This window comes from Nocardioides astragali (assembly GCF_024436375.1).
Taxonomy (GTDB): domain Bacteria; phylum Actinomycetota; class Actinomycetes; order Propionibacteriales; family Nocardioidaceae; genus Nocardioides; species Nocardioides astragali.
Genome location: NZ_JAFMZM010000001.1, coordinates 880,234 through 901,402, shown reverse-complemented (window position 1 = coordinate 901,402; position 21,169 = coordinate 880,234). Strand labels below are relative to the sequence as shown.

Below are 21,169 nucleotides of genomic sequence, written 5' to 3'. Positions count from 1 at the left end.
GCTACCCGCGGACGCGGGCGGGCCTCTATTCGTCCACCCCGTCAGGTGGTGGGCGGTGAGTCGGTCACGCGGACCCCCCAGGACCCGCGCTACCCGTTCCGGCGCTTCTTCATCCACGCATGTGCCGCTGCGCCAGTCGTGAGTGCGGCACCACCGATCACGAGCCACCCGACTGCGACCATCGACAGCGATTGCGCAAGAATCAGGCTGATGCCTATCAGTCCCATCATCCCGATGCGTGCGGCAGTTGCGGCGGGAGAACGCGTCGACCGTCCCCGGTCCGCGCCCACTCGCTTCGATTGAAACGTTGCCACAGCTACGCCAGCGACAGTGCTGGCTACGAGTGCCGATACCAACAGCCAGGGCTGGACCTTCGCCTCGCGGACCATGAGAGGCATCGCGAGGTAGAAGCACACGAAGATGACTGCCATCGCCAGGAGTCGGCGAGGATCGAGATCCCCGGTGGTCGAACTGTCGACCGCCCCGTCGCTTCTCATGAGGTCCCCTCTGCTCGATGCCCCGTAGCTGGACACGTGGGGCTGGTCTGTGTGTTCGGCCGGGTTGCGTGACATCTCCGTACCTAACGCTCAGGACGGCAAGCCGGGTATCGCCCACCGGATCAATGATTCTTCCATGTCGTCGGGGTCCGGAAGGGTGGCTGACCCGTCCTCCTCCGTCATCCAGCCATCGTTCTGATGCAGCACCGCCCCTGTGACGGCACTGACCATGACGCCACCCACAACAACAGCGGCCGCGCATACAAGAGTGCCCACGCAAGCTGCTGAACCCGCGATCACTGCTCCGGTCCCGAGGGCCCCAGCTGCCCCGGCGGTGGAGATGATGGCCCCGTCTGCCAGGCGCTCCTCGTTCGAGATTTCTGTGTCGGTGTCGCGAGTCCACTCGCCGTAGAAGGTGAGCCCTATGCCAACGCCTGCCAAGCCTTTCCCTGCGCCTCTCAGCCACGTGTTCGAGCGGGCGTACGCTGCGGCTCTGCTGCCCTTCAGGTCTGGTCCTGCGCGGTGTGTCGGCACCCAATAGTGTTGGCTGCTCATGATGGCCGCTGCCGTGCCCAAGTTGAAAGCACCCAATGCGTTCGCCGCCTGCTGCAGTGCCCCAATTGCGGCGTCTTGGGCCATCGACTTCTTGTCCAGCGTGAACGAACTTCCGCCCTTGTCGGTGCTTCCGGTATCAAACGATCCTGAGCCACCGCCCCCACTCGTTGCCGAGCTAGGCGCGCTGACCTGGAAGTACGGCCCCGGGTTCTGCACCTCGTCGCCGTTCTCCTCGATCGGGCGGTGGCCGTCGAGCTCACTGAACGTGACCGGGTTTCCGCCCGCGAAGGCGTAGCGGTTGACCGTCCACGGGTCCAGACCCAGGGCGAGGTCATCAAGCGCGCCGTTGTAGGAGTCGCGCGTGAGGAACCTGTTGAGACCCGGGTCGTAGTTGCGGAACCCCATGTCGTACTGCCCGGTCGCACCGTCGACTCGCATGCTGTTGAAGCGGTAGGGGTTCATCAGGTCGGCGTCCTGGACCGGGTCGTTCATGACCTTGTCCAGGCCGGTGGTCCCGCTCGGGTCGAGCTGGCCGAAGGCCTCGTAGCGGTAGGTCGCCTTGGTGGCGCCGTCCTTGTCGGTGAGCGTCTCGACGTCTCCGTGAGGGTTCGTGCCGTAGTAGAAGGTCTGGGCCGAGCCGGTGCCGTTGAGCGGTGTGTCGACCATGGAGAGGTGCTCCCCACCGGGGCCGTAGCTGTACGCCTTGGTGATGGCCCATGCGCCGGAGCTGTTCTTCTGCTCCTCGTTGGCGACCAGGTCGGACAGACCGAGGTAGACGAAGCGGGTCGTCTTCGGGTCCTGCGACTGGACCTTGGTCGCCCGCGACATCGTGCGGTCGAAAGCGTCGTACGTCGTCGAGGCCGTGACCTCGGATCCGCTGCCCGGGAAGGACTTGTCGCTGATCAGACGGTCGAACCCGTCGTAGCCGTACGCCTTGGCGACCACGCTGCCGCTCTTGATGAGCTCGGCGCGTCCCCATGAGTCGTAGGTGTGCGTGAGGGCACCTGCCGGAGCGGTCGTCACGTCGCAGGTAGCGACCTCCGGCCAGCTCTTGTCGAGCCGATTGCGGACGTACTTCCGGACGGTGGTGGTCCCGCCGATGGTCTGGCACGTCGTGTTGCCGGCAGCGTCGTACTGGTAAGCCTCGTTCTTGCCGGCGTCGGTTCCGGTCTTGGTGACCGATTCCAGCTGGCGCGCCGGCGTGTAGGTGTACGTCGCGACCTGGTTGAGGTCAGCGCCGCCCGACTCGCCGTTGGAGACCGTCGAGGTGTCGGTCTTCCGGTCGCCCTCGAGGTTGTAGGTCAGCTCGTGGCGCGCGACGAGGCGCGTGCCGTCCATCTCCTCGGTCTTCTTGGTCTGACCGCTCTCGAAATAGGTGCGCGTGACGACGTTGCCGTTGCCCTTGGTGACGGTTGCCCGCTGCCCGCGTGCGTTGTAGGTGTATGTCGTGGACTTGAGGTCCGGGTCGGCGGAGCCCTTTCCGGACTCGACCAGCCGGACGAGCTCACGGGTGTCGTAGCTGTAGCGCGTGAAGCGGCTCGTCGCCTGGTTGTCGACAGTTCCCTTGCCGTCCGCGATCACCGTGCGGAGCCGTCCTGCGGTGTCGTAGCGGTAATCGGTCTTCCGTCGGGCGAGCGCCTCGACCCCGTGGAACTCCTCTACCGTGGAGATCCGGCCGAGGCCGTCGGGGGTCGAGACCCACTTCTTTTCCGTCTCCCCCTGCGCCTGGCTGGTGGTCAGGATGGCGACGCCGTCCTTGTCATAGGCGTAGGCGTAGGAGCGACCGGCGGTGGTCGAGGGCAGCGTCAGGCGCACGGCGTCCGCCACGGTCGTCACCGGGTTGGGCGCATCCGTCGGGACGATGGAGGTCGTGCCGGCCGACTTGGACCCGTCACCCGATGCGCGGGTGGTCTCACGGGTGCGAGTCGGCGGGTTGGTGGACTGGCTCGTCATGCTCAGGCCGCGCACGCTCAGCGTGTACGCGTTGCCGGTGTGCAGTTGCGCCGTCATCACGTTGGCGTAGCCACTCGCACACTGGCCCTGACCGATGGTGCTGGACCCCGAGGCGCCGCTGCCGCTGAGGCTGTAGGTAGCCGCGTCACCGGTCGACGCGTCACGCGGACAGGTGACCGCCACGTTGTAGGAGCCGCTCGTCGGCACTGAGAGAGGCCACGAGAAGGTCCCCGGTCCGGGGCCCCAGGTGCAGCTCGTCCCGATGCACTTCGGGGATGACGGCGGCGTGTAGTTCTCGACTCTGTAGTCAGTCCCGACCTTGCCCGGACGCGCGTCCGCCGAGGTGTTCCACGTCCCGGCGCCGATCGTGCCGACGGGGTTGTCGACCACGACCTGCTCGGCGGGAGCGGAGGCACCGTCGCCCCGGGACTTCAACGAGCCGTCCGGGAAGTAGGCCCACGTCATGGTGCGGTTCGCCTTGTTGTCGGTGCTCCGTGCCACGCGCTGGGTCTGCTGGCCGTTCTTGTTGTAGGCGTAGGTCGTGACGAGGTTCCACGGGTCGGTGCTTGATTGGATGTCGCCGGAGGGGTGGTAGGTGTAGGTCGTCCAGTCCTGACCGGTTGTTGCCCACGTGGGGTCGGACTGCCTCTTCACGCGACCCACGGCGTCGTACTCGACGAAGGTCCGCGTCGGCTGTCCGTAACGACCGCCCGCGCTGTCGAACGGGCTCCGGGTCTCGATCGGGCGGCTGAGCATGTCGTACACGGTCACGGAGAAGCGACCGCTTGGAGTCGTCACCCGGGTCTGGTTGTCGACGGCGTCATATGCGTACGTCGTGGTGCGCGGCTGGCCCCCGTGCGGCACGGTCACGGCCTTCGTCCGGCCGTCGAGGTCGTAGTCGTAGGTCGTCACGACTCCGGTCGGGTCGACGGTCTGGGACACGGTGCCGTCGGTGTCGTAGTCGGTCTTGCTCACGTTGCCGGCGGCGTCGATCGTCTGACGCACCCGGTGATTGAGGTCGTAGACGTACTTCGTCGTGAAGTCGCCAAGGTCCGCGGTCTGCGTCTTGGACGGGTTCTCGACCTTGGTCACGTTGCCGACCAGGTCGTAGGTGTATTCCGTGAGGAGCGTCTTCACCTGGCCGTCGAGATCGGTGTACACCCTGTGCACGCTGGTGAGCTGACCGACCTTGTCGTAGCCGTACATGGTGAGCCGGCCGGCCGGTGACGTCATCTGCTCCACCCGGTCGAGCATGTCGTAGGTGTAGGTGACGACCCGTGGGCTCGCGGGCTCGCTGTTGGCCGGCAGCGTGTCGGTGGCCGGGAGGTCCATCGGCGTGTACGTCGTGCTGGTGACCGCTCCGGTGGGGTCGGTGACAGAGGTGACGTTGTCGTTGAGGTCGTAGTCCGTCGTGGTCGTGCGGGTGCTGCCCGTCTCGTGCGGCGTGGTCTGCGTCTCGACGCGGCCGAAAACGTCGTAGGTGGCCGTGCTGTTCTCACCCGCCGCGTCCGTCAGGCTCGTGACGTTCCCGCGCGCGTCGTAGCTGAAGGCGGTTTCGTTGCCCAACGGGTCGGTGATCGACATGGGCGAGCCCGTGGTGTGGTAGCTGGTGTAGGTCGTGGTGTGACCCAACCCGCGAGCGTCGGTCTCCGTGTGCAGCGTGCCGTCCCCGTGGTAGGTGTAAGTCGTGACGTGCCCGAGCGGGTCTCGGACTGACCGGAGGTCACCTGTGTAGGAATCGTGGGTGAATGTCGTCTTTCGCCCTTGGGGCGCGTCCTGACCTGGGGGTTCGGTGATGGACGCGAGCACAGTAGGACGACCTGGCACTCCGATGAGCTGGTGATAGGACATCTGCGTGCCGGGCGTGCCGGAGGCGAACGCCTCCGGATCGCGCTGCAGCGTGGGGTATCCAGTGGCGTCGTCGAACTCCCACTCCGACACTGCACCCAAGGGGTCGGTCATCTTGATGACGTTGTGGTCGCCGTCCCAGAGCAGGCTGGTGACCTCGTTCGGGGAGCCGTGGAAGGCGTTGGCGTCCCGGATCCTCTCGGTTCGACCGAAGCCGTCCACGAGGTAGGTCGTGGCTGACGTGGCGGAGCCGTTGTCGTCGAAGACCATCACCTCGACGTCCTCACCCAGATTGCCGTCAGGGTCGCTGTAGATGAACCCTGTGGTGTGGTCGCGACGGTCCTCGATCTGCTTGACCCACCAGTGGCGCTTCGGTTCCTCGGTGGCGTCGAAATAGGCGACGTCGGTCGTGCTGCCGCGCGGGTCGGTGACCGAGAGCAGCTTGGCGTTCTTGTTCACCGGTTCGGTGGTGTAGCTGAAGCCGAACGTCTTGACCGGCCCGGAGAAGGTGCCGGCGGAGAGGTCGAAGTTGCCGCCGTCTCGGATGGAGATCACCTGACCAGTGCCGTTGTAGCCCAGCTGGATCCCCCGACCAGACAGGTCGCGCAGGCCCACCAACCGCTTCTGGACCCAGTTCAAGACCAGAGTCGTACGATTCCTGCTATCGGCGAGGGAGGACAGCTGCCCGTACTGGTCGTGCGTGAATCTCATCATGTTGCCGTGAGTGTCAACCGCGATGGTGGGCAGTCCCGTGCTCTGGCTGTAGTAGAACCGGAGACCGTCGGGGCGGGTGAAGACCCACTGCTTCTCGACGGGCTGCGACTCGTCCCGAATCAGGTCGAGGTGCACGCCGGCCGGCCGACGGTAGGTCGTGATGGAGCCTGTGCGCGTGCCGTCCTTGTACTCGTGCGTGGTGCCGTCACCATCGACGAACGTCATCGTCTTCGCGACCGCATTGCCCTTGGGCACCGACAGCACACTGCCGAGTCGCGTCGGCGTCGACGCCTGCACCGACCAGCCGTAGCCCGTGCCCGGGTCGCTGACATCCATGCTGTTGTACGTCAGCCGCACGAACGTGGACGGGCCGATGGACGGGACCTGGATCGGGGCATAAGACCACACCGCATTGCCCGAGGAGAGGTTTGAGGCAAGGGACGTGCCTGCACCCGTGTCCTCGCCGGAGTAGGAGAGGAACTTCTCGAGCCCCAGCTGGTTGGACGTCGCGTCCTCGACCAGTCGGTCAGGACACATCAGGCCGCGGCCGGCGACCAGTCCGCACAGCTGCGAGGGACGGTCGGTCGACGCGCCGTAGGAGTGAGTGGCCGACCACCAGGCACTCCCGTCCTTGAGATCCACGTAGAGGTCGTAGTCCAGGCGCTTGGCACCCTCGTCCGACTGGATCGGCGTCCTGACCCCGAGGTCCAGCTCGACGGATGCTCCAGGAGCCAGCTCGACCCCCAGCGGGACCTCAGCGGCATTGTGTCCGTTGATCGGCGTCTGGGACCCGACCTCCGCCCACCAGTACGAGAGCTTCAGGGTCGCCGGCAGCGGCTGGGCGGTCGTGTTCGTCACGGTGACCGGTGTCGACTCGATCGTGCCCGGCACGAAGCGCACCGGCAGCTCAGGCGCGACGATCAGCTCCTGACCGGGCAACAGGTTGGCCATGGAGGTCACCGACGACCCGGCGAGCCACCGCCCCTGACCCAACGCCGTCGCAAAGGGCGACAGCATGGCCCGAATGTCAGCGGCACCAAGCCCTGGAGATGCGATCGGGGCGACGGCCCGTGCGGCCGGGACCGCCTGAGCCGATGCGGGGACCAACGCCAGCGTTGCCGCGGTCAAGGCCAAGCAGATGGGACGGACAAGACGACGAAAAGACAGCGCTGCCACAGCGACTCCCCCGAGATGGTCAGCCCCGAATAGCCAACCGGTGCATGGGACCTTCCTCTCCGACGACATCGGCGCGCAAGAGGAGCACACGGGATGCCACCACTGGTCTAGACCGCTCGGGTGTTAGCGCTCACGGCTCGCAGGAGAAGGACTCGCCCATCACGCTAGGACTGCGCGGCCGCTGGGGTGTTAGCGCTCGCGGTGGGTCGAGCAGGTCGCATGGAGAAGGACACGCCCATCACGCTAGGACTGCATGGCCGCTCGTCGCCGACACGAGGTGCGGCGTAGCCCGGCGCACCAGTGATCTAGCACCGCCCGAGCACACTCGCGGCCTGGTGAAACAGCCCGATGAAGGCTGACGCGGCCTCCGCGGCCGGCGAACGATCGAGCGTGTGTCGATCGGCCGTCAGTCGATCCGCTGCCATGGCGTGGACAGCCGCACCCGGGGAGCGAACCGCACACCGACGGCGGCCGTCTCCATGGGTGGCCCTCAGTCGGCTCAGGTGACGGCCTCGTCGACCGGTTCGGGCTCCTCGGTCAGGACGCCGACGCGCCCGCGGGCGAGGACGAAGCCGGCCAGGGCCAGAGACGAGGCCGCGGCAATGAGCGCACCGAGGTGCAGGCCTGTGGTGAATGCTGCCTCGGCGGCTGTCACCAGCGACTCCCCGGCCGTCGTGGGCAGCTGGGCCCCGACCTCGAGAGCCCCGCCGAGCGTTCCCTGCGCTGCGTCGGCCTGGTCGACGGACAGCGTGCTGGGGAGGGCGTCGTCGACGCCGCGCCGGTAGGCCGCAACCCCGATGCTGCCGAGCATCGCGATGCCGAGGGCGCCACCCAGCTCGGCCGCGGTCTCGGAGACGCCGGCCGCGGCACCCGCACGCTCCGGAGGAGCGGACCCCATGATCAGGTCGTTGGTGAGGGTGAAGGCCGGTGACATGCCGAGGGAGAAGGCGATCGAGCCCAGGACGATGAGGGGGAGCCCGGAGCCGGCCTCGATCCCGAGGAGCACAGCGAACCCGAAGGTGGCCAGCACCAGTCCGCCGCCTATCAGCCAGGCCGGGTCGATCCGGCGGGCCAGGATCGGCGTGGCGTTGGAGCCCACGATGAACGACAACGCCCACGGCAGCGTCCACAGTCCGGCCTCGAGCGGGGGCATGCCGAGCACCAGTTGCAGGTATTGCGGGATGAACAGGAATCCGCCGAAGACGACGAAGATCCCGATGCCGTACGTCGCCAGCGCGGCGCTGAACCCCGGGATGCGGAACAGCGACAGGTCGATGAGCGGGTCGGCCAGCCGGTGCTGGCGTCGTACGAACACGACCCCCAGGCCCAGGCCGACGAGTGCGGCGACGAGGGCGGTCGTCGTCACCCCGTCCTGGGCGACCCGCTTGAGCCCGTAGACGAGCGCGAGCATCGCGGCCAGCGACAGGGCGGCACTGGGCAGGTCGGGACGGCCGGCATGGGGGTCGCGGTACTCGGGCAGCAGCCGCGGCCCGAGCACGAGCAGGGCGACCATGACGGGCACGTTGAGCAGGAACACGGCGCCCCACCAGAAGAACTCAAGGACCAGACCCCCGAGGACCGGCCCGATCGCCGCGCCGGCTGAGAAGCTGGTGATCCAGATCCCGATCGCGGTGCTCCGTTGCCGCGGGTCGTGGAACATGCTCCGGATCAGCGAGAGCGTCGACGGCGCCAGAGTCGCGCCGGACACGCCGAGCAGCGCCCTGGCGACGACCAGCATCTCCGCCGAGGTCGAGAAGGCGGCCAGCAGTGAGGTGACCCCGAACGCCGCGGCCCCGATCAGCAGCAGCCGGCGGCGTCCGATCCGGTCGCCGAGGCTGCCCATGGTGATCAGCGACCCGGCGACCATGAAGCCGTACACGTCGATGATCCACAGCAGCTGGGTGCTGCTCGGCTGCAGGTCGGCGCTGAGCGCCGGCACGGCGAGGTGCAGCACGGTCAGGTCCATCACGTACAGCACACAGGCCAGCGCGATCACCGCCAGGCCCAACCATTCGCGCCGCCCAGCCCGTGGGGTCGCGCTCGTCTGCTCCATCATCGATCCGTCCTTTCACAGCGTGTCTGTGAGGCTGACGACCCCGGTGGGCAGAACTCATCGGTGGCTCGATGTGTTCCGACCGATCAGTTCTCGCGCGCTCGGCCGTCGACATCAGGTGACACCCCTGCGACCGTAGGAGACACCGTGGAGACCACCGACCCCCGACCGACGAGCCCGACCGGCGCCGACGAGGCCGAGTTCATCAACGTGGCCCGCAGCGGCGACGCCGGCAGGTTCGCGTTGCTCACCGAGCGATACCGCCGCGAGCTGCTGGTGCACTGCTACCGGATGCTCGCGTCCTACGAGGACGCCCAGGACCTGACCCAAGAGACGTTCCTCCGCGCGTGGGCGAAGCGCGAGTCGTTCCAGGGGCGGGCGTCGCTGCGCACCTGGCTCTACCGGATCGCCACCAACGCCTGCCTGGACTTCCTCGAGAAGCGTCGAGACCGCACGCCGGTCCCCATCGAGCTGCAGGGCGCGGGCGGAACGGGCACCGAAGTCCTCTACCTCCAGCCGTGGCCCGACAGCCAGCCGGAGGACCCGCATGAGCGGGCGGTGGCCAAGGAGACCGTCGAGCTGGCGTTCATCATCGCCGTCCAGCACATGCCCGCGCGGCAGCGCGCCGTCCTGATCCTCCGCGACGTGCTCGGCTGGCCGGCCCAGCAGACGGCCGACACCCTCGAGCTCACCCTCGCGTCGGCGAACAGCGCCCTCCAGCGGGCCCGGGCCACCATGCGCGACCACCTGCCCGACGGCCGGCTCGACTGGAGCGCACCATCGAAGCACGGGCTCAGCCCGGAGGAGCGGAGGCTGGTGTCGGCGTACGTCCGCGCCCACGAGACACTCGACATCGACGGACTCACCGCACTGCTCCGCTCGGACCTACGGTTCGCGATGCCCCCGGACCCAGGCGTCTGGGTCGGCCGCGAGGAGACCGTCCAGGGCTGGATCGACGGCGGCTTCGGTGGGGGCGACTACACCGACTGGAAGTGCCGGACCACGACGGCCAATGGACAGCCGGCCGTGGCGATGTACCTGCGCCGGCCCGGGTCGCCGACCTACGAACCCTTCGCCATGGACGTGCTGCGCCTCGAGGACGGCCTGGTCGCGGAGATCATCACCTTCGGCAGCGCCGTCTTCGAATGGTTCGGGCTGCCCCCGCACCTGGAGCCCAGCTGATCTCCGGCAGGTCGAAGGTCACGGTCTGGGGGAGGTCGAAACGCGGATGCAGGTCGGCGTCGAGGAACCATGTCACGCCCTGGATCCGGTCGCCGACGACCGTGAGGACGATGATTCCGGAGGCATCCGCGGTGTCCTCGTCGGGCCTCGCGATGTAGTAGCCGAACGCTGGTTGGGTGTTGGCCCCGGTGCGCACGAGACGATGCCCGCGCTGCCCGCGCCAGGACAGGTACGCGCGGAGGAAGCCGGTGATCGCCGCGGCGCCGTGGTACTCGTGCGGCGCCGGGGGCATCGCCAGCCACGCACTGTCGGTCAGCAGGGCGATGACTGCGTCGATGTCGTCGTCGAGGAACGCCTCCGCGAAGCGCCGGCCGAGCTCGCGTTCGCTGGCGGACGCTGACGTCGCGGACAGTCCCCCGGGATCAGGCGGGGCGTCTCGCTTGACCGTCGCCCGTGCCCGCTGCAGTGCGCCCTTCACGGCAGTGTCGGTCGTTCCGAGCATGTCGGCGACCTCTGCCAAGGAGAAGCCGAGAACGTCACGCAGCACCACGATCGCGCACTGGCGTGGCGGCAGGCGTTGCAGGCTGGCGATGAACGCCAGCTGGACGGCCTCCCTGGCATCGTAGGCGTCCTCCGGCCCCGGCGCCGTCTCGTGGATCGCGGGCAGCATGGCGTCCGGATAGGGCTCCAGCCACGTGATCTCCGTACGACGACTCGGCTCGGTGGGGTCGAATGGTGGGGTCGGCTCGGGTGGCCGACGCCGCTTCGCTCGCAGGGCGTTGAGGCAGCGGTTGGTGGCGATGCGGTAGAGCCACGCCCTCAGCGAGTCAGCGCCGGCGGCATCGGGCAGGTGGCGCCACGCCGCGAGCAGCGTCTCCTGCAGCATGTCCTCGGCATCGGCGAGAGACCCGAGGATCCGGTAGCAGTGCAGCTGGAGCTCCTTGCGATACAGATCGCTGAGCTCGCGGAACGCCTGCTCGTCTCCAGCTCGCGCCCGATCGAGCATGGCTTCGCTCACCGCGGGATCGTCTCACGCCGGCGCAGACGCTCGCCCGCACCATTTCGCGCAGGACCGTTCCGTTCCGGGGCTGGCCGGTGTCATACCGATGACAGCCCACCACGAGAAGGGAACACGATGACCGAGCACACCGAGAGTGCGGCACTTCGAGTCGCCTTGGCCTATCACCGAGCATGGACGAGTGGCGATGTCGACGCCGCGATGGCGTACGTCGCCGACGACGGCTTCGTCTGTCGTGCTCCCGGCGGCGACCTCTCCGGGAAAGAGGCCTTCCGCGACTACCTGCACGGATTCGTCCAGGTGAACACCGGCCTGACGGACATCGCAGCCTTCGGCGACCAAGAGCACGCGCTGCTGTTCTACTGCCCGCACACGGCGACCACGACGACTGCGCCGGCCGCCGAGCACTTCACGATCCGTGGCGGACGGATCGCGGAGAGCACGTTGGTCTTCGACCGCCTCTCCTTCGCACCTCCGCAGTAGAGGGGCGGTCTGGGAGAGCCTCACCGGTCCAGCGCGGACGACTACCCACCTGTGGGCTGCACCGTCACCGCGGCGGTGCTGCTCGCGGTCACCTTCGGGTTGCTCGGGGACCCAGGGATCGTGAGGGGCAGGTGGAGTGGAGCCTCGAGCCGCACGGTCACCGAGCGGTTGACCGGGTCCACCCGCACACCGACCTCGATCCCGGGGTACTTGCCTTCGGCGCCGGCCTTCGTCAGGTACGCCCGCACGGCCGCTTCGACCGCCGCCTCCTGCTGGGTGAGCCGTGGCGCGTCCAGGCCCTGCTCGTAGACGCCGGCCGAGCCGAGGTCGGCGCCGTAGAGGGCGGCACCGTCCGCGAGGTTGTCGAGACCCTGGCGCTGGAGGTAGGCGGCGGAGGCGTCGATGAGCGTGACGATCGCCATCAGCAGGATGCTCGCGAAGCCGACGATCAGCAGGGTCACCTGTCCCTGCTCGTCGCGCAGGGGCGAGGGTCGGCGACCGATCACGGCTCCGCTCCCCCGTCGCCGGTCGCGCTCTCGACGTACTGACCGATCGGCACGGTGTGGCTGGCGCCGAGGGAGAAGCTCGCGGCACCGTTGCCGAGGATCGCCGGGAAGAAGGGCAGGTCGACGCCGGAGCGGACCCTGACGGTGATCACCGCGGTGCCGACGTGGCAGTCGCCCGCCGGAGCCGCGCAGGTGATCCTGACGCGCGCCTTCTGGCCGGGCGAGCCCTGGTCGGCCAGCACCTGGGCGACCACGGCCCGGGCGCGGGCCTCGCCTGTGACGTCGTCGGGAGCGAGTGCGTACGCCCGACCCGCCGCACGTGCGGCGGCGCTGGTCGCGAACGCACCCCGCTGCACCTCGAAGACCGAGATGACCAGCCAGATCAGCGGGACCAGCAGGATGATCGCCAGCCAGCTGAACTCGACGAGGGCCGAGCCCGTCTCGTCACGGGCCCTGCTGATCGGACGTCGACTCACGGCTGCACCGTGCTCGCCGCCTCGGCGATCGCGTGACCCTCGACGCGCACGTGCACGCCCGGACCGCCCAGGCCCAGCACCGTCACGTCGGCCTCGACCACCGCCTCGTAGCCGGCGGCCCCGCCGACGACGGCCGGACGGACGCTCACCGACCTGACGAAATCCTGGGAGAGCGCACCGTTGATGAGCTCCTGGACCTTCGCCTGGCCGGCCGGCGCGGACGAGCCGGCGACGGCAGCATGCCGAGCGCCCTCGGCCGCGGCTGAGGCGAGGGTGTTGCGCACGTGGAGCACGAGCGCCAGCTGCAGGATGCCGAGCACCAGCGGCAGCAGGACCAGCAGGACGAAGACGAAGTCGACGACTGCTGCTCCGCGCTCGCCGGTGCGAGCGCGACGTGGCACCTAGTCGCTCACCATCGAGAACGCCCGATCGAGCAGGGCTCGGAGCTCGTCGCCGACGAACGGGGTCAGCCCTGCGATCACGATGGCGGTCATCAGGGTCACCATCACCCAGCCCGGCACGTCGCCGCGATCGTCGCGCCGGCGGCCCGGCGCGGGGTGGGTGAGGTGGAACAGCAGTCCCGCGAGCGACTGGTGCATGGTCGTGTCCTTTCGGTGGTTCTGGTCAGTGGGTGCTGGGTCAGGGTGTGGTGAGCCGGAGGCCCAGCACACCGGGGTAGAAGGCGAACAGGATCGTCACCGGCAGCACGAAGAACACGACGGGCGCCATCATGGCGATCTCCTTGCGCGCCGCGGTCTCGATGAGCAGCCGGCGGCCCGCCTCGCGGACGTCGGCTGCCTGCGCGTGCAGCACGTCCGCCAGCGGGGTGCCGCGCTCCATCGCCACGGTGATCCCGGTCGCGAACCGTGCCACGATCGGCAGGCCGGTGGCTCGCGCGAGCGACTCGAACGCCGATCCCACCGGCTCCCCCGTGCGAATCCGCGCCAACACGTCGGCGAGGTCTTCGGACAGCGCGCCGTGACTACGGCGGACGACCCGGTCCAGCGCCGAGACCGGGCTCTCACCAGCCGCGACGGAAAGCGCCAGCAGCTCGGCGATCGTGGGGAACTCGGTGAGGATCTGGCGTTCGCGGGCCTTCACCTGGGTGCTGAGCCTGTTGTCGCGCAGGAACACCCCGCAGACGAACCCCAGCAGGCAGAACACGACCGCCGAGCCGACGCTGCCCACGCCACCGAGCGCCCGCAGCAGGCTGAGCGCCGCGGCCGCGCCGAAGCCCGTCAGGCCCCACACGACCTGCTCTATGCGGAAGTCCTGCACGGTCCGGTCCAACCCGGCGCGCTGCAGCCGACGTCGTACGGACGAGCTCCCGCCCAGCACCCGTTCCACCAGGTCGGCCGCCGAGCGCAGCGACGGGCCGAAGATGCCGGCCGCCGCGGACGTCGGCGAGGACGAGACGGTGCGCAGCGCCGGCCCCTGGTCACGGCGCGGCAGGTCGCGCAGGTAGGGCAGCACGCGCTCGGCGAGCTGCGGTCGACGAAGCACGCTGAGCCGCACCGCGACCAGCACCAGTCCAGCCCCGGCCACCGCGCCCAGCAGGCCCCCCAGCGCCAAGGTGCTCACGACAGGATCCGCTTCTCGACAGGAAGGCGACCGATCCGCATCATCGCGGCGTAGGCGAGCACGCAGACGAGGAAGCCGATGCCCAGCACCAGCACACCGCCCGGGGAGGCGTAGTGGCGGATGGCGCTGGTTTGGAACGACATCAGCAGCAGCACGATCCACGGCGCGGACACAGCGAGGCGGGCGCCGTTGACGGTCCACGCCTGGCGCGACTCGAGCTCGGAGCGGGTGCGGGCGTCGTCGCGCAGGAAGCCCGACAGGTTGCGCAGCAGCCGACCGAGGTTACCGCCGCCGACCTCCCGGGCCAGGCGCAGTCCCTCGATGACCCGGTCCCCCACCGGATCGGCCAAGCGGTCCTTCAACCGGTCGAGGCACTCGCCGAACCGGCCGGTGACCTGGTAGTCGAGGGCGAACTGCGCGAAGTCGGTGCGCAGTGCTTCCGGCCCGGTCGTTGCGAGTGCCGCGACGGCATCAGGCAAGGACAGTCCCGCTCGTACGGCGCTGGCCAGGTTGTCGACCGCCTCGGGCCACACCTCGGCGAAGTCACGCAGTCGTCGCGCGGCTCGCTGCCGCAGCACGGCGATCGGCACGTAGGCGGCCATCGCCGCGAACACGACGGCGACCGGCATTGTCCGCGACACGGCCTGCACGACCGCGAAGGCGACCGCGAAGAGCACGGCGCACAGGGACACCACGCTGGTCGAGGTGACGTCACTCAACCCGGCGCGAGCGAGGAGGCCTCCCAGGGCCGACGACGTGGGAGCAGACGTCTTGGGCGTGCGCGGCAGGGCGAACGCGGCCCAGATGAGAAGCAGGCCCACGCCCACCCCGAGACCCACCAACGCACCCATCAGGGACCCCCCGGTCCGGGCTCGGAGGCGAGCACCTGGTGGACGTCGATGCCCACCCGTTCGTAGCGCTCCTGCCGCGCCGGCACGCCGCCGGCTCGACGCAGGTCAGAGCCGTGGCGCACGAAGATCGGCTCGACCTCGATGACGTCGGCCTCCACCCGGCCCGGCACCGAGACGATCTCGTTGACGCGGCGTACGCCGTCCGCGCCCACGCCCAGGTGGACGACCAGGTCGACCGACGTCGCCACCGTGGGCACGACGAACCGGGCCGAGATGTTGTCGCCCGCCAGCAGCGGCAGGGTGCACATCTTGACCAGCGCCTCGCGTGCGCTGTTGGCGTGGAGCGTGCACATGCCGGGAAGGCCGGAGTTGAGCGCGAGCAGCAGGTCGAGGCACTCCGCGGCACGCACCTCGCCGACGAGGATGCGGCTCGGCCGCATCCGCAGCGCCTCCTTGACGAGGTCGCGCAGCACGATCTCGCCGGTCTGCTCCAGGCCGGCCTGGCGGGTCTGCATGGCGACCCAGTCGGGGTGGCTGAACCGCAGCTCGAAGACCTCCTCGGCACTGACCACCCGCTCGCCGCCCGGCACCGCCGCGGCCAGGCAGTTGAGCATCGTGGTCTTGCCGGCCTGCGTGCCGCCGGCGACGAGGATGTTGAGGCCGGCACGCACCGATGCCTCCAGGAACCGGGCCGCCTGCGGGGTCAAGCTGCCGAGCGCTACCAGGTCGGAGAGCCGGTGCGCACGGAGCAGGAACTTGCGGATGTTGACCGCGGTGAAGCCGCGGGTGATGCCCTCGAGCACGACGTGAAGGCGGTGACCCTCGGGCAGCATCGCGTCCACGAAGGGCGTACTGATGTCGAGGCGACGTCCGCTCGACTTGAGCATCCGCTCGACGAGCTCGTTGACCTGTGCGGCGTCGAGCCGCAGGTTGGTCAGCTCGTGGCGACCCCGGCGGGCGATGAAGACCCGGCTGGGGTCGTTGATCCAGACCTCCTCGACCTCCGGGTCGTCGAGGAACGGCTGAAGCGGACCGAAACCCGACACCCTCGCCACCAGCTCGCCGACCATCGCGCCGTCGTCGGCGATCGGTGCGACGGCGCCGGTCAGGCTGAGCTGGTCGTGGTCACGCACGACGTCCTCGGCGATGCGGCGTACGACGACCGCCTCGCGCTGCGGGTCGACGCCCTCGCGGCGAACCCGCTCGCGCACCTGGCTGTCGAGTCGCTGCACCAGGTCGAGGTGGGCGTCCGGGCGCGCCAGCACCTGCGAACGATCGAGCGTGTGTCGATCCGTTGCCAGTCTTTCCGCTGCCATGGCGGTGCCCCTGTTGTCCCGAGAACGTGCAGCGTCAAACTACCCAGCGCGAATGCGGCGAAACAGGGGGAAGGTAAAGGTTGTGGAGGAGCCCACCCGGGCAGCACGGTCCCTGATCCTTGACGGCGACCTGGCTACTGATCAGGCTGAGCCCGGGGTCGCCGACTGCTGGAGGACTCATGGCCCGAATCGCGCTCACCGACCTGCCGACATCGACGTGGACGAACTGGGTGGGAAACCAGTCCTTCTCGCCGGCCTTCGCGGCCACGCCTCGCGACGAGGAGGAGGTCGCCGCGCTTGTCAGGCAGGCCGCTGAGCGTGGCGTCGGCGTGCGAGTTGCCGGTGCCGGGCACTCGTTCACGCCGGTCGTCGAGACCGACGGGGTGCTGCTCGATCTCAGGGCGTTGAGCGGCGTCGTGGACACGGACTCGGAGACCAAGCGCGCGACCGCGCTCGCCGCTACGCGAATCCACGACTTCTACGAGCCGCTGTGGAAGGCCGGCCTCGCGTTGCGCAACCAGGGCGATATCGACACCCAGCAGATCGCGGGGGCGGTCGCCACTGGCACGCACGGCTCGGGCACCCGCTACACGAGCCTGTCGGGTGTGGTGCGCGGCGTACGGCTCGTGACCGCGACCGGTGAGCTGCGCGACATCGACGACAGCGACCCCGACCTCTTGCACGCCGCGCAGGTCGCCGTGGGGATGCTCGGCGTCATCACGCGGCTCGAGCTCGAAGTGACCGACGCCTACCGCCTGCGCGAGCAGGTCGACCTGCGATCCTGGGAGGAGGTGATGGAGAACTGGGACGAGCTCGTTTCACAGCACCGTCACTTCGGGTTCTTCTGGCTGCCGACCGAACAGTCGGCCGCGCTGTACAACCTCGACGGTCACGGCGAGCGATTGGCCGACCGGTGCTACGTGAAGGTCTACGACGAGGTCGGCCCGGATGTCGCGGACGACGACACCGAGGGCCGCCGTGTCGACCGCTGCTACCGGATCTTCCCCATGGTCTACGACCCCAACTTCCACGAGCTCGAGTACTTCGTGGCGCTGGAGCGTGCCCCGGAGGCCCTGCATGCCGTGAGGGAGCTCATGCTCGCGAGCCTCCCGGACTCCGTGTACCCGCTGGAAGTGCGGACAGTCGGCGCGGACGAAGCATTCCTCTCACCGCAGTACAAGACCGCCACGGCCGTCATCTCTGTGTCCGGCAAGCCGGGCACCGACTACTGGAGCTACCTGAGATCGGTCGACGCACTGCTGGCCGATTTCGGGGCGCGGGTCCACTGGGGCAAGTTGCACTTCCTCACGCCCGAGCGACTGCACAAGAACTATCCACGCGCGGACGACTTCATCGCTCTCCGCCGCGAGCTGGACCCCGAGGGCGTCTTCCTCAACAACCATCTGCGCCCGCTGTTCGCTTGAGGAAGGGTCAGACCCGCTGCAGCACCGCGCGAGGAAGGCGTCGAGGTTCGTGCGCAGCCGCGCGACCCGTTTCCTCGACCGACAGCGTCTCAGCCGAGAGCTGGGCTCGCATCCTCGACACGCTCGACGCGAGCCTGCGCTGCTGGGCCCGGATGACAAAACGGAGCGGAGCGCGTATCAAGGTTGTTGACTTGACAACTACCTAGCCTCGGGCGCCTCCACCACGAAAGGACCCGATCGTGCCAGAGCACGACACCATCCCCCACGACCACATCCCGTTAGCCCTCGAAGACCTGACGGCCCGGGTCCGCAAGCTCGAGCTGGAGAACCTCCAGCTACGCAAGGAGAACCTGTTCGTCCAGCTCCAGCTGATGGCACTCGAGCGCGGACGTGCGCTCGACGACAGCGACCACGACACGGCCGTCACGTGGGACCAGCTCCGCGCTCTCAGAGACCGGATCGAATCCATCGACTAGCGCGCACTCCCGACGACCCACGCTCCTGGAGCCCACGACCACTACGCAGAGCGGGCGAGCACCGGATAACGGCGAACGTCGGACACGGGTCCGGGCGGATGTGAGGATCAGAACCTGTCGACGCGCACGGGTCGACCCTCGATCGCAAGGGATCCCACCATCATTCACAACATCTCGGGCACGGCCGCCTGTCCGCCTGCATCCCCTCGCTCGGGCGCCGCCCGTCGCGCATCATCCACCGCCCGTTCGGCCAGGAAGCTGATCGTCGGCGCCCTCACGGTGACGCTGGCCGCAGGTGCCGCCGTGGCCGTGTCCGCGACGGCCGCGACCGCCGCGACGTCGCACGCCGTGATCGCCACCGTTCCGATGGGCAGCGGCATGGGCAGCGGCATGGGCATCGACACCGCCAACCAGTCGCTCTACGTCTCGAAGTCCGGAGCGGGGGTCGTGTCGGTCCTCGACCTGGCCACCAACACCGTCGAGACCACGATCCCGGTGACCAACCCGGGCCGGATCGCGGTCGACTCGAGCGCCCACCGCGCGTACGTCGTGCGCGGCGGCGGTGCGAACTCGCTCGCCGTGATCGACACCACCAGCAACACGGTCGTCGGCTCGCTCGGCGGGCTCAGCAACCCGATCGGCGTCGCGGTCGACCCCACCACGCACACGGTGTACGTCACCAACTACGACTCGCAGGTCGTGTCGGTGTTCGACACCACGGTGACTCCGGCCACCCGCACGAACACCAACATCGTCGGCAGCCGCCCGTGGGCGGTGGACGTCGACCCGACCACCCACAAGGCCTATGCGGCCACGCTCTTCGGCGGCACCTTGGCCGTCATCACCGGGACCACGCACACCAACAGCGTCGAAGGCTTCGCCGGCCCCATCCAGGTCACTGTCGACCCGATCGGCCAACGCGCCTACGTCGTCAACAACAACGCCAACGGCGTCTCGGTGGTCAACACGACGACGGAGACCAACCTCGGCACCTTCAACGCCGGGAGCGGCCCCTCGGACATGGCCGTCGACCCCGCGAAGAGCACCGGTTTCGTCACCAACCGCAATGACGACACAGTCTCGGTGATCGACCTGACCGACAACTCCGTCGACGGCACCGTCCCGGTCGGCGACAATCCCCAGTCCGTCGAGGTCGACCCGATGACCGGTCGGGCCTACGTCGCGAACGCCGACAACACGATCTCGGTGATCGCCCTGCTCACCAGCCAGGAGATCACCTTCACCTCGACGCCGCCTGCACAGCCCGTGGTCGGGACCACCTACGCGGCGACCGCCACCGGTGGCGCATCGGGCAACCCCGTCACCTTCAGCACCAGCAGCTCGGCCTGCACCGTCACGCCGGCCGGCATGGTCACCTTCAGCCACGTCGGTCAGTGTGTGGTGTCAGCGGACCAGGCCGGCAACGACGGCTACTTCCCCGCGCCGACCGTTGACCAGACCATGACGGTCGGCGCCGGCCCGCAGGCCATCACCTTCACGTCCTCACCTCCCTCCCCCGCCTCGGTGGGCGGGAGCTACACCGTCGAGACGTCCGGCGGCGGATCCGCGCAGCCGGTCACCCTCTCGGTCCACGGCACGACGACCAACGACGCCTGCTCCATCACCGGTGACCTGGTCAGCTTCGACCACGTCGGACGCTGCGTGATCGCCGCAGACCAGGCCGGCGACGCCGACCACACCGCCGCCCCGACGGCAACCCAGCAGATCGATGTCGTGCACGAGGCCACCACCACCGTGGTGACGCTGCCGACCAGCGAGGTGGTCTACGGCCAGCTGGCGAGGGCCACGGTCCTGGTGGGCAACACCACGGAAGGGTCGGTGCAGTTCACAGTCGACGGGGCTCCGGTCGGCGCCCCAGTCGCACCCGCCTCGGACGGCACCGCCAGGAGTCCCGAGCTGACCGGCTCCAAGCTCGCGGTTGGCGCCCACCCCGTGGGCGCGGTCTTCACACCCTCGGACACCAACCGGTACGCCACCTCCACCGCCACGCCCGCGACCCTGACGGTCGACAAGGCCGCCACGACCTCCGCGGTGTCCGTGACGGGCACCGCCATCACGGCAGCGGTCGCCCCCGTGGCTCCGGGCGCGGGCGACCCGACCGGCAGCGTGCGGTTCTACGTCGCCGGCACCGAAGTCGGCACCGCCACCCTCACCCGAGGTACGGCGACCCTGACCTACGAGGTCCCCGCGGGGAGCACCCGTGAGGTTTCGTCGGTGTACGCCGGCAATGCCGCCTTCACCGGCTCATCGGCCTCGACGGCTCGTCGTGATCCAGCCATCACCGCGACCGTGTCGAGCAACAAGGCCCGCCGCAACGGGTGGTACTCCACGCCCGTGACGGTCAGCTTCGCCTGCAAGGAGTCCGGTTCACCGCTGACCAACCCGTGCCCTGCTCCCGTGAGGTTGTCGCGCAACGCCGCCGGCCAGACGGTCACTCGCACGATCATCGCCGCCGACGGTGGTGCTGACACCGCGGTGGTCAAGGGCATCAACATCGACGCCGTCCGTCCGGTCGTCCGGGTGACAGGGGTCCGGGCCGGAGCGACCTACTTCGCCAACGGGCCGGTCGCCGGCTGCCGGGCGACCGACCGCCACTCGGGGGTCGCCACGTGCAAGGTCAGGCGTACGACCAAGGGAAACCGGGTCGTCTACGTCGCCGTCGCGACTGACCGCGCCGGCAACCGCAGCAGCACCCGCGTGGTCGCCCGCACCGCGGCCGTGGTCATCCGTGGGGCGTCCATGGAGCACGGACACTACGTCGTCCACCGCGGCCGCACCTACACGGTGCTGGTCGAGGCGGCGACGCGTCCGAGCTACGTCTACGCGTCCCACACACCGCGCCCACCGGCCGGAGGCGGCATCCCGTTCAAGCGCATCGACAAGTTCACGTGGGCGCTGGGCGTGACCTTCACGCACTCGATGCGCCACCACACCTGGTGGAACATCGGCACCCGCGTCGGCACCCGCACCACGGTCACGACCGTGAAGGTCGTGCGCTGACCTGGCTGCAGGGCTCAACCGCGCCTATCGCCCCGCACT

The 21,169-nt window shown here is 69.0% G+C and carries 16 protein-coding genes; 5 read left to right on the top strand and 11 right to left on the bottom strand.

Annotated elements, in window-relative coordinates; genetic code table 11:
- Positions 1 to 89 precede the first annotated feature (89 nt).
- From J3P44_RS04370 to J3P44_RS04360, 3 genes are all read right to left on the bottom strand, one after another.
- Positions 90 to 497: a hypothetical protein gene (locus tag J3P44_RS04370; protein ID WP_255889006.1), complete on the bottom strand. Its 408-nt coding sequence runs from the start codon at positions 495 to 497 to the stop codon at positions 90 to 92.
- Between the two features lie 90 nt (positions 498 to 587).
- Positions 588 to 6,584 carry an RHS repeat-associated core domain-containing protein gene (locus J3P44_RS04365; protein ID WP_255889005.1) on the bottom strand — a complete coding sequence of 1,999 codons (5,997 nt, stop codon included), beginning with the start codon at positions 6,582 to 6,584 and terminating at the stop codon, positions 588 to 590.
- A 658-nt stretch (positions 6,585 to 7,242) separates the two neighbouring features.
- A complete protein-coding gene (locus J3P44_RS04360) occupies positions 7,243 to 8,799 on the bottom strand; it encodes an MFS transporter (protein ID WP_255889004.1) in 1,557 nt (518 codons plus the stop codon).
- A gap of 144 nt (positions 8,800 to 8,943) precedes the next feature.
- Between J3P44_RS04360 and J3P44_RS04355 the strand changes: the two genes are divergently transcribed.
- Positions 8,944 to 9,978 carry an RNA polymerase subunit sigma-70 gene (locus J3P44_RS04355; protein WP_255889003.1) on the top strand — a complete coding sequence of 345 codons (1,035 nt, stop codon included), beginning with the start codon at positions 8,944 to 8,946 and terminating at the stop codon, positions 9,976 to 9,978.
- Here J3P44_RS04355 and J3P44_RS04350 read toward each other — a convergent pair.
- The gene (locus tag J3P44_RS04350; protein ID WP_255889002.1) at positions 9,917 to 10,996 is read right to left on the bottom strand and encodes an RNA polymerase subunit sigma-70; all 1,080 of its coding nucleotides are present in this window, start codon (positions 10,994 to 10,996) and stop codon (positions 9,917 to 9,919) included. The two genes, J3P44_RS04355 and J3P44_RS04350, sit on opposite strands and share 62 nt — an antisense overlap.
- 117 nt (positions 10,997 to 11,113) lie before the next feature.
- On the opposite strand from J3P44_RS04350, the gene J3P44_RS04345 reads away from it, so the two are divergent.
- Positions 11,114 to 11,479: a nuclear transport factor 2 family protein gene (locus J3P44_RS04345; RefSeq protein WP_255889001.1), complete on the top strand. Its 366-nt coding sequence runs from the start codon at positions 11,114 to 11,116 to the stop codon at positions 11,477 to 11,479.
- A 41-nt stretch (positions 11,480 to 11,520) separates the two neighbouring features.
- On the opposite strand, the gene J3P44_RS04340 is transcribed toward J3P44_RS04345, so the two are convergent.
- Genes J3P44_RS04340 through J3P44_RS04310 form a run of 7 tightly spaced genes read right to left on the bottom strand, consistent with a single transcriptional unit; the run spans position 11,521 to position 16,158 of the window.
- On the bottom strand, positions 11,521 to 11,985 hold the full coding sequence (locus tag J3P44_RS04340) for a Tad domain-containing protein (protein ID WP_255889000.1): 465 nt from the start codon (positions 11,983 to 11,985) through the stop codon (positions 11,521 to 11,523).
- Positions 11,982 to 12,461, bottom strand: coding sequence for a hypothetical protein (locus tag J3P44_RS04335; RefSeq protein WP_255888999.1), 480 nt, complete (start codon positions 12,459 to 12,461; stop codon positions 11,982 to 11,984). The genes J3P44_RS04340 and J3P44_RS04335 overlap by 4 nt, the downstream gene beginning before the upstream one ends.
- Entirely contained in the window at positions 12,458 to 12,862 is a 405-nt protein-coding gene (locus tag J3P44_RS04330) for a TadE/TadG family type IV pilus assembly protein (RefSeq protein WP_255888998.1), read from the bottom strand. The genes J3P44_RS04335 and J3P44_RS04330 overlap by 4 nt, the downstream gene beginning before the upstream one ends.
- The gene (locus J3P44_RS04325; protein ID WP_255888997.1) at positions 12,863 to 13,060 is read right to left on the bottom strand and encodes a hypothetical protein; all 198 of its coding nucleotides are present in this window, start codon (positions 13,058 to 13,060) and stop codon (positions 12,863 to 12,865) included.
- Between the two features lie 40 nt (positions 13,061 to 13,100).
- Entirely contained in the window at positions 13,101 to 14,042 is a 942-nt protein-coding gene (locus J3P44_RS04320) for a type II secretion system F family protein (protein WP_255888996.1), read from the bottom strand.
- Positions 14,039 to 14,893, bottom strand: a complete 855-nt coding sequence (locus J3P44_RS04315) for a type II secretion system F family protein (RefSeq protein ID WP_255888995.1) — start codon at positions 14,891 to 14,893, stop codon at positions 14,039 to 14,041. The genes J3P44_RS04320 and J3P44_RS04315 overlap by 4 nt, the downstream gene beginning before the upstream one ends.
- Positions 14,893 to 16,158 carry a TadA family conjugal transfer-associated ATPase gene (locus tag J3P44_RS04310; protein ID WP_255888994.1) on the bottom strand — a complete coding sequence of 422 codons (1,266 nt, stop codon included), beginning with the start codon at positions 16,156 to 16,158 and terminating at the stop codon, positions 14,893 to 14,895. The genes J3P44_RS04315 and J3P44_RS04310 overlap by 1 nt, the downstream gene beginning before the upstream one ends.
- 230 nt (positions 16,159 to 16,388) lie before the next feature.
- On the opposite strand from J3P44_RS04310, the gene J3P44_RS04305 reads away from it, so the two are divergent.
- The 3 genes from J3P44_RS04305 (at position 16,389) to J3P44_RS04295 (ending at position 21,130) form a co-directional block, all read left to right on the top strand.
- Positions 16,389 to 17,633 (top strand): D-arabinono-1,4-lactone oxidase, encoded by a 1,245-nt coding sequence (locus J3P44_RS04305; protein ID WP_255888993.1) that lies wholly within the window; start codon positions 16,389 to 16,391, stop codon positions 17,631 to 17,633.
- Between the two features lie 239 nt (positions 17,634 to 17,872).
- The gene (locus J3P44_RS04300) at positions 17,873 to 18,109 is read left to right on the top strand and encodes a hypothetical protein (protein WP_255888992.1); all 237 of its coding nucleotides are present in this window, start codon (positions 17,873 to 17,875) and stop codon (positions 18,107 to 18,109) included.
- A gap of 303 nt (positions 18,110 to 18,412) precedes the next feature.
- On the top strand, positions 18,413 to 21,130 hold the full coding sequence (locus J3P44_RS04295; RefSeq protein ID WP_255888991.1) for an Ig-like domain repeat protein: 2,718 nt from the start codon (positions 18,413 to 18,415) through the stop codon (positions 21,128 to 21,130).
- Positions 21,131 to 21,169: the final 39 nt, after the last annotated feature.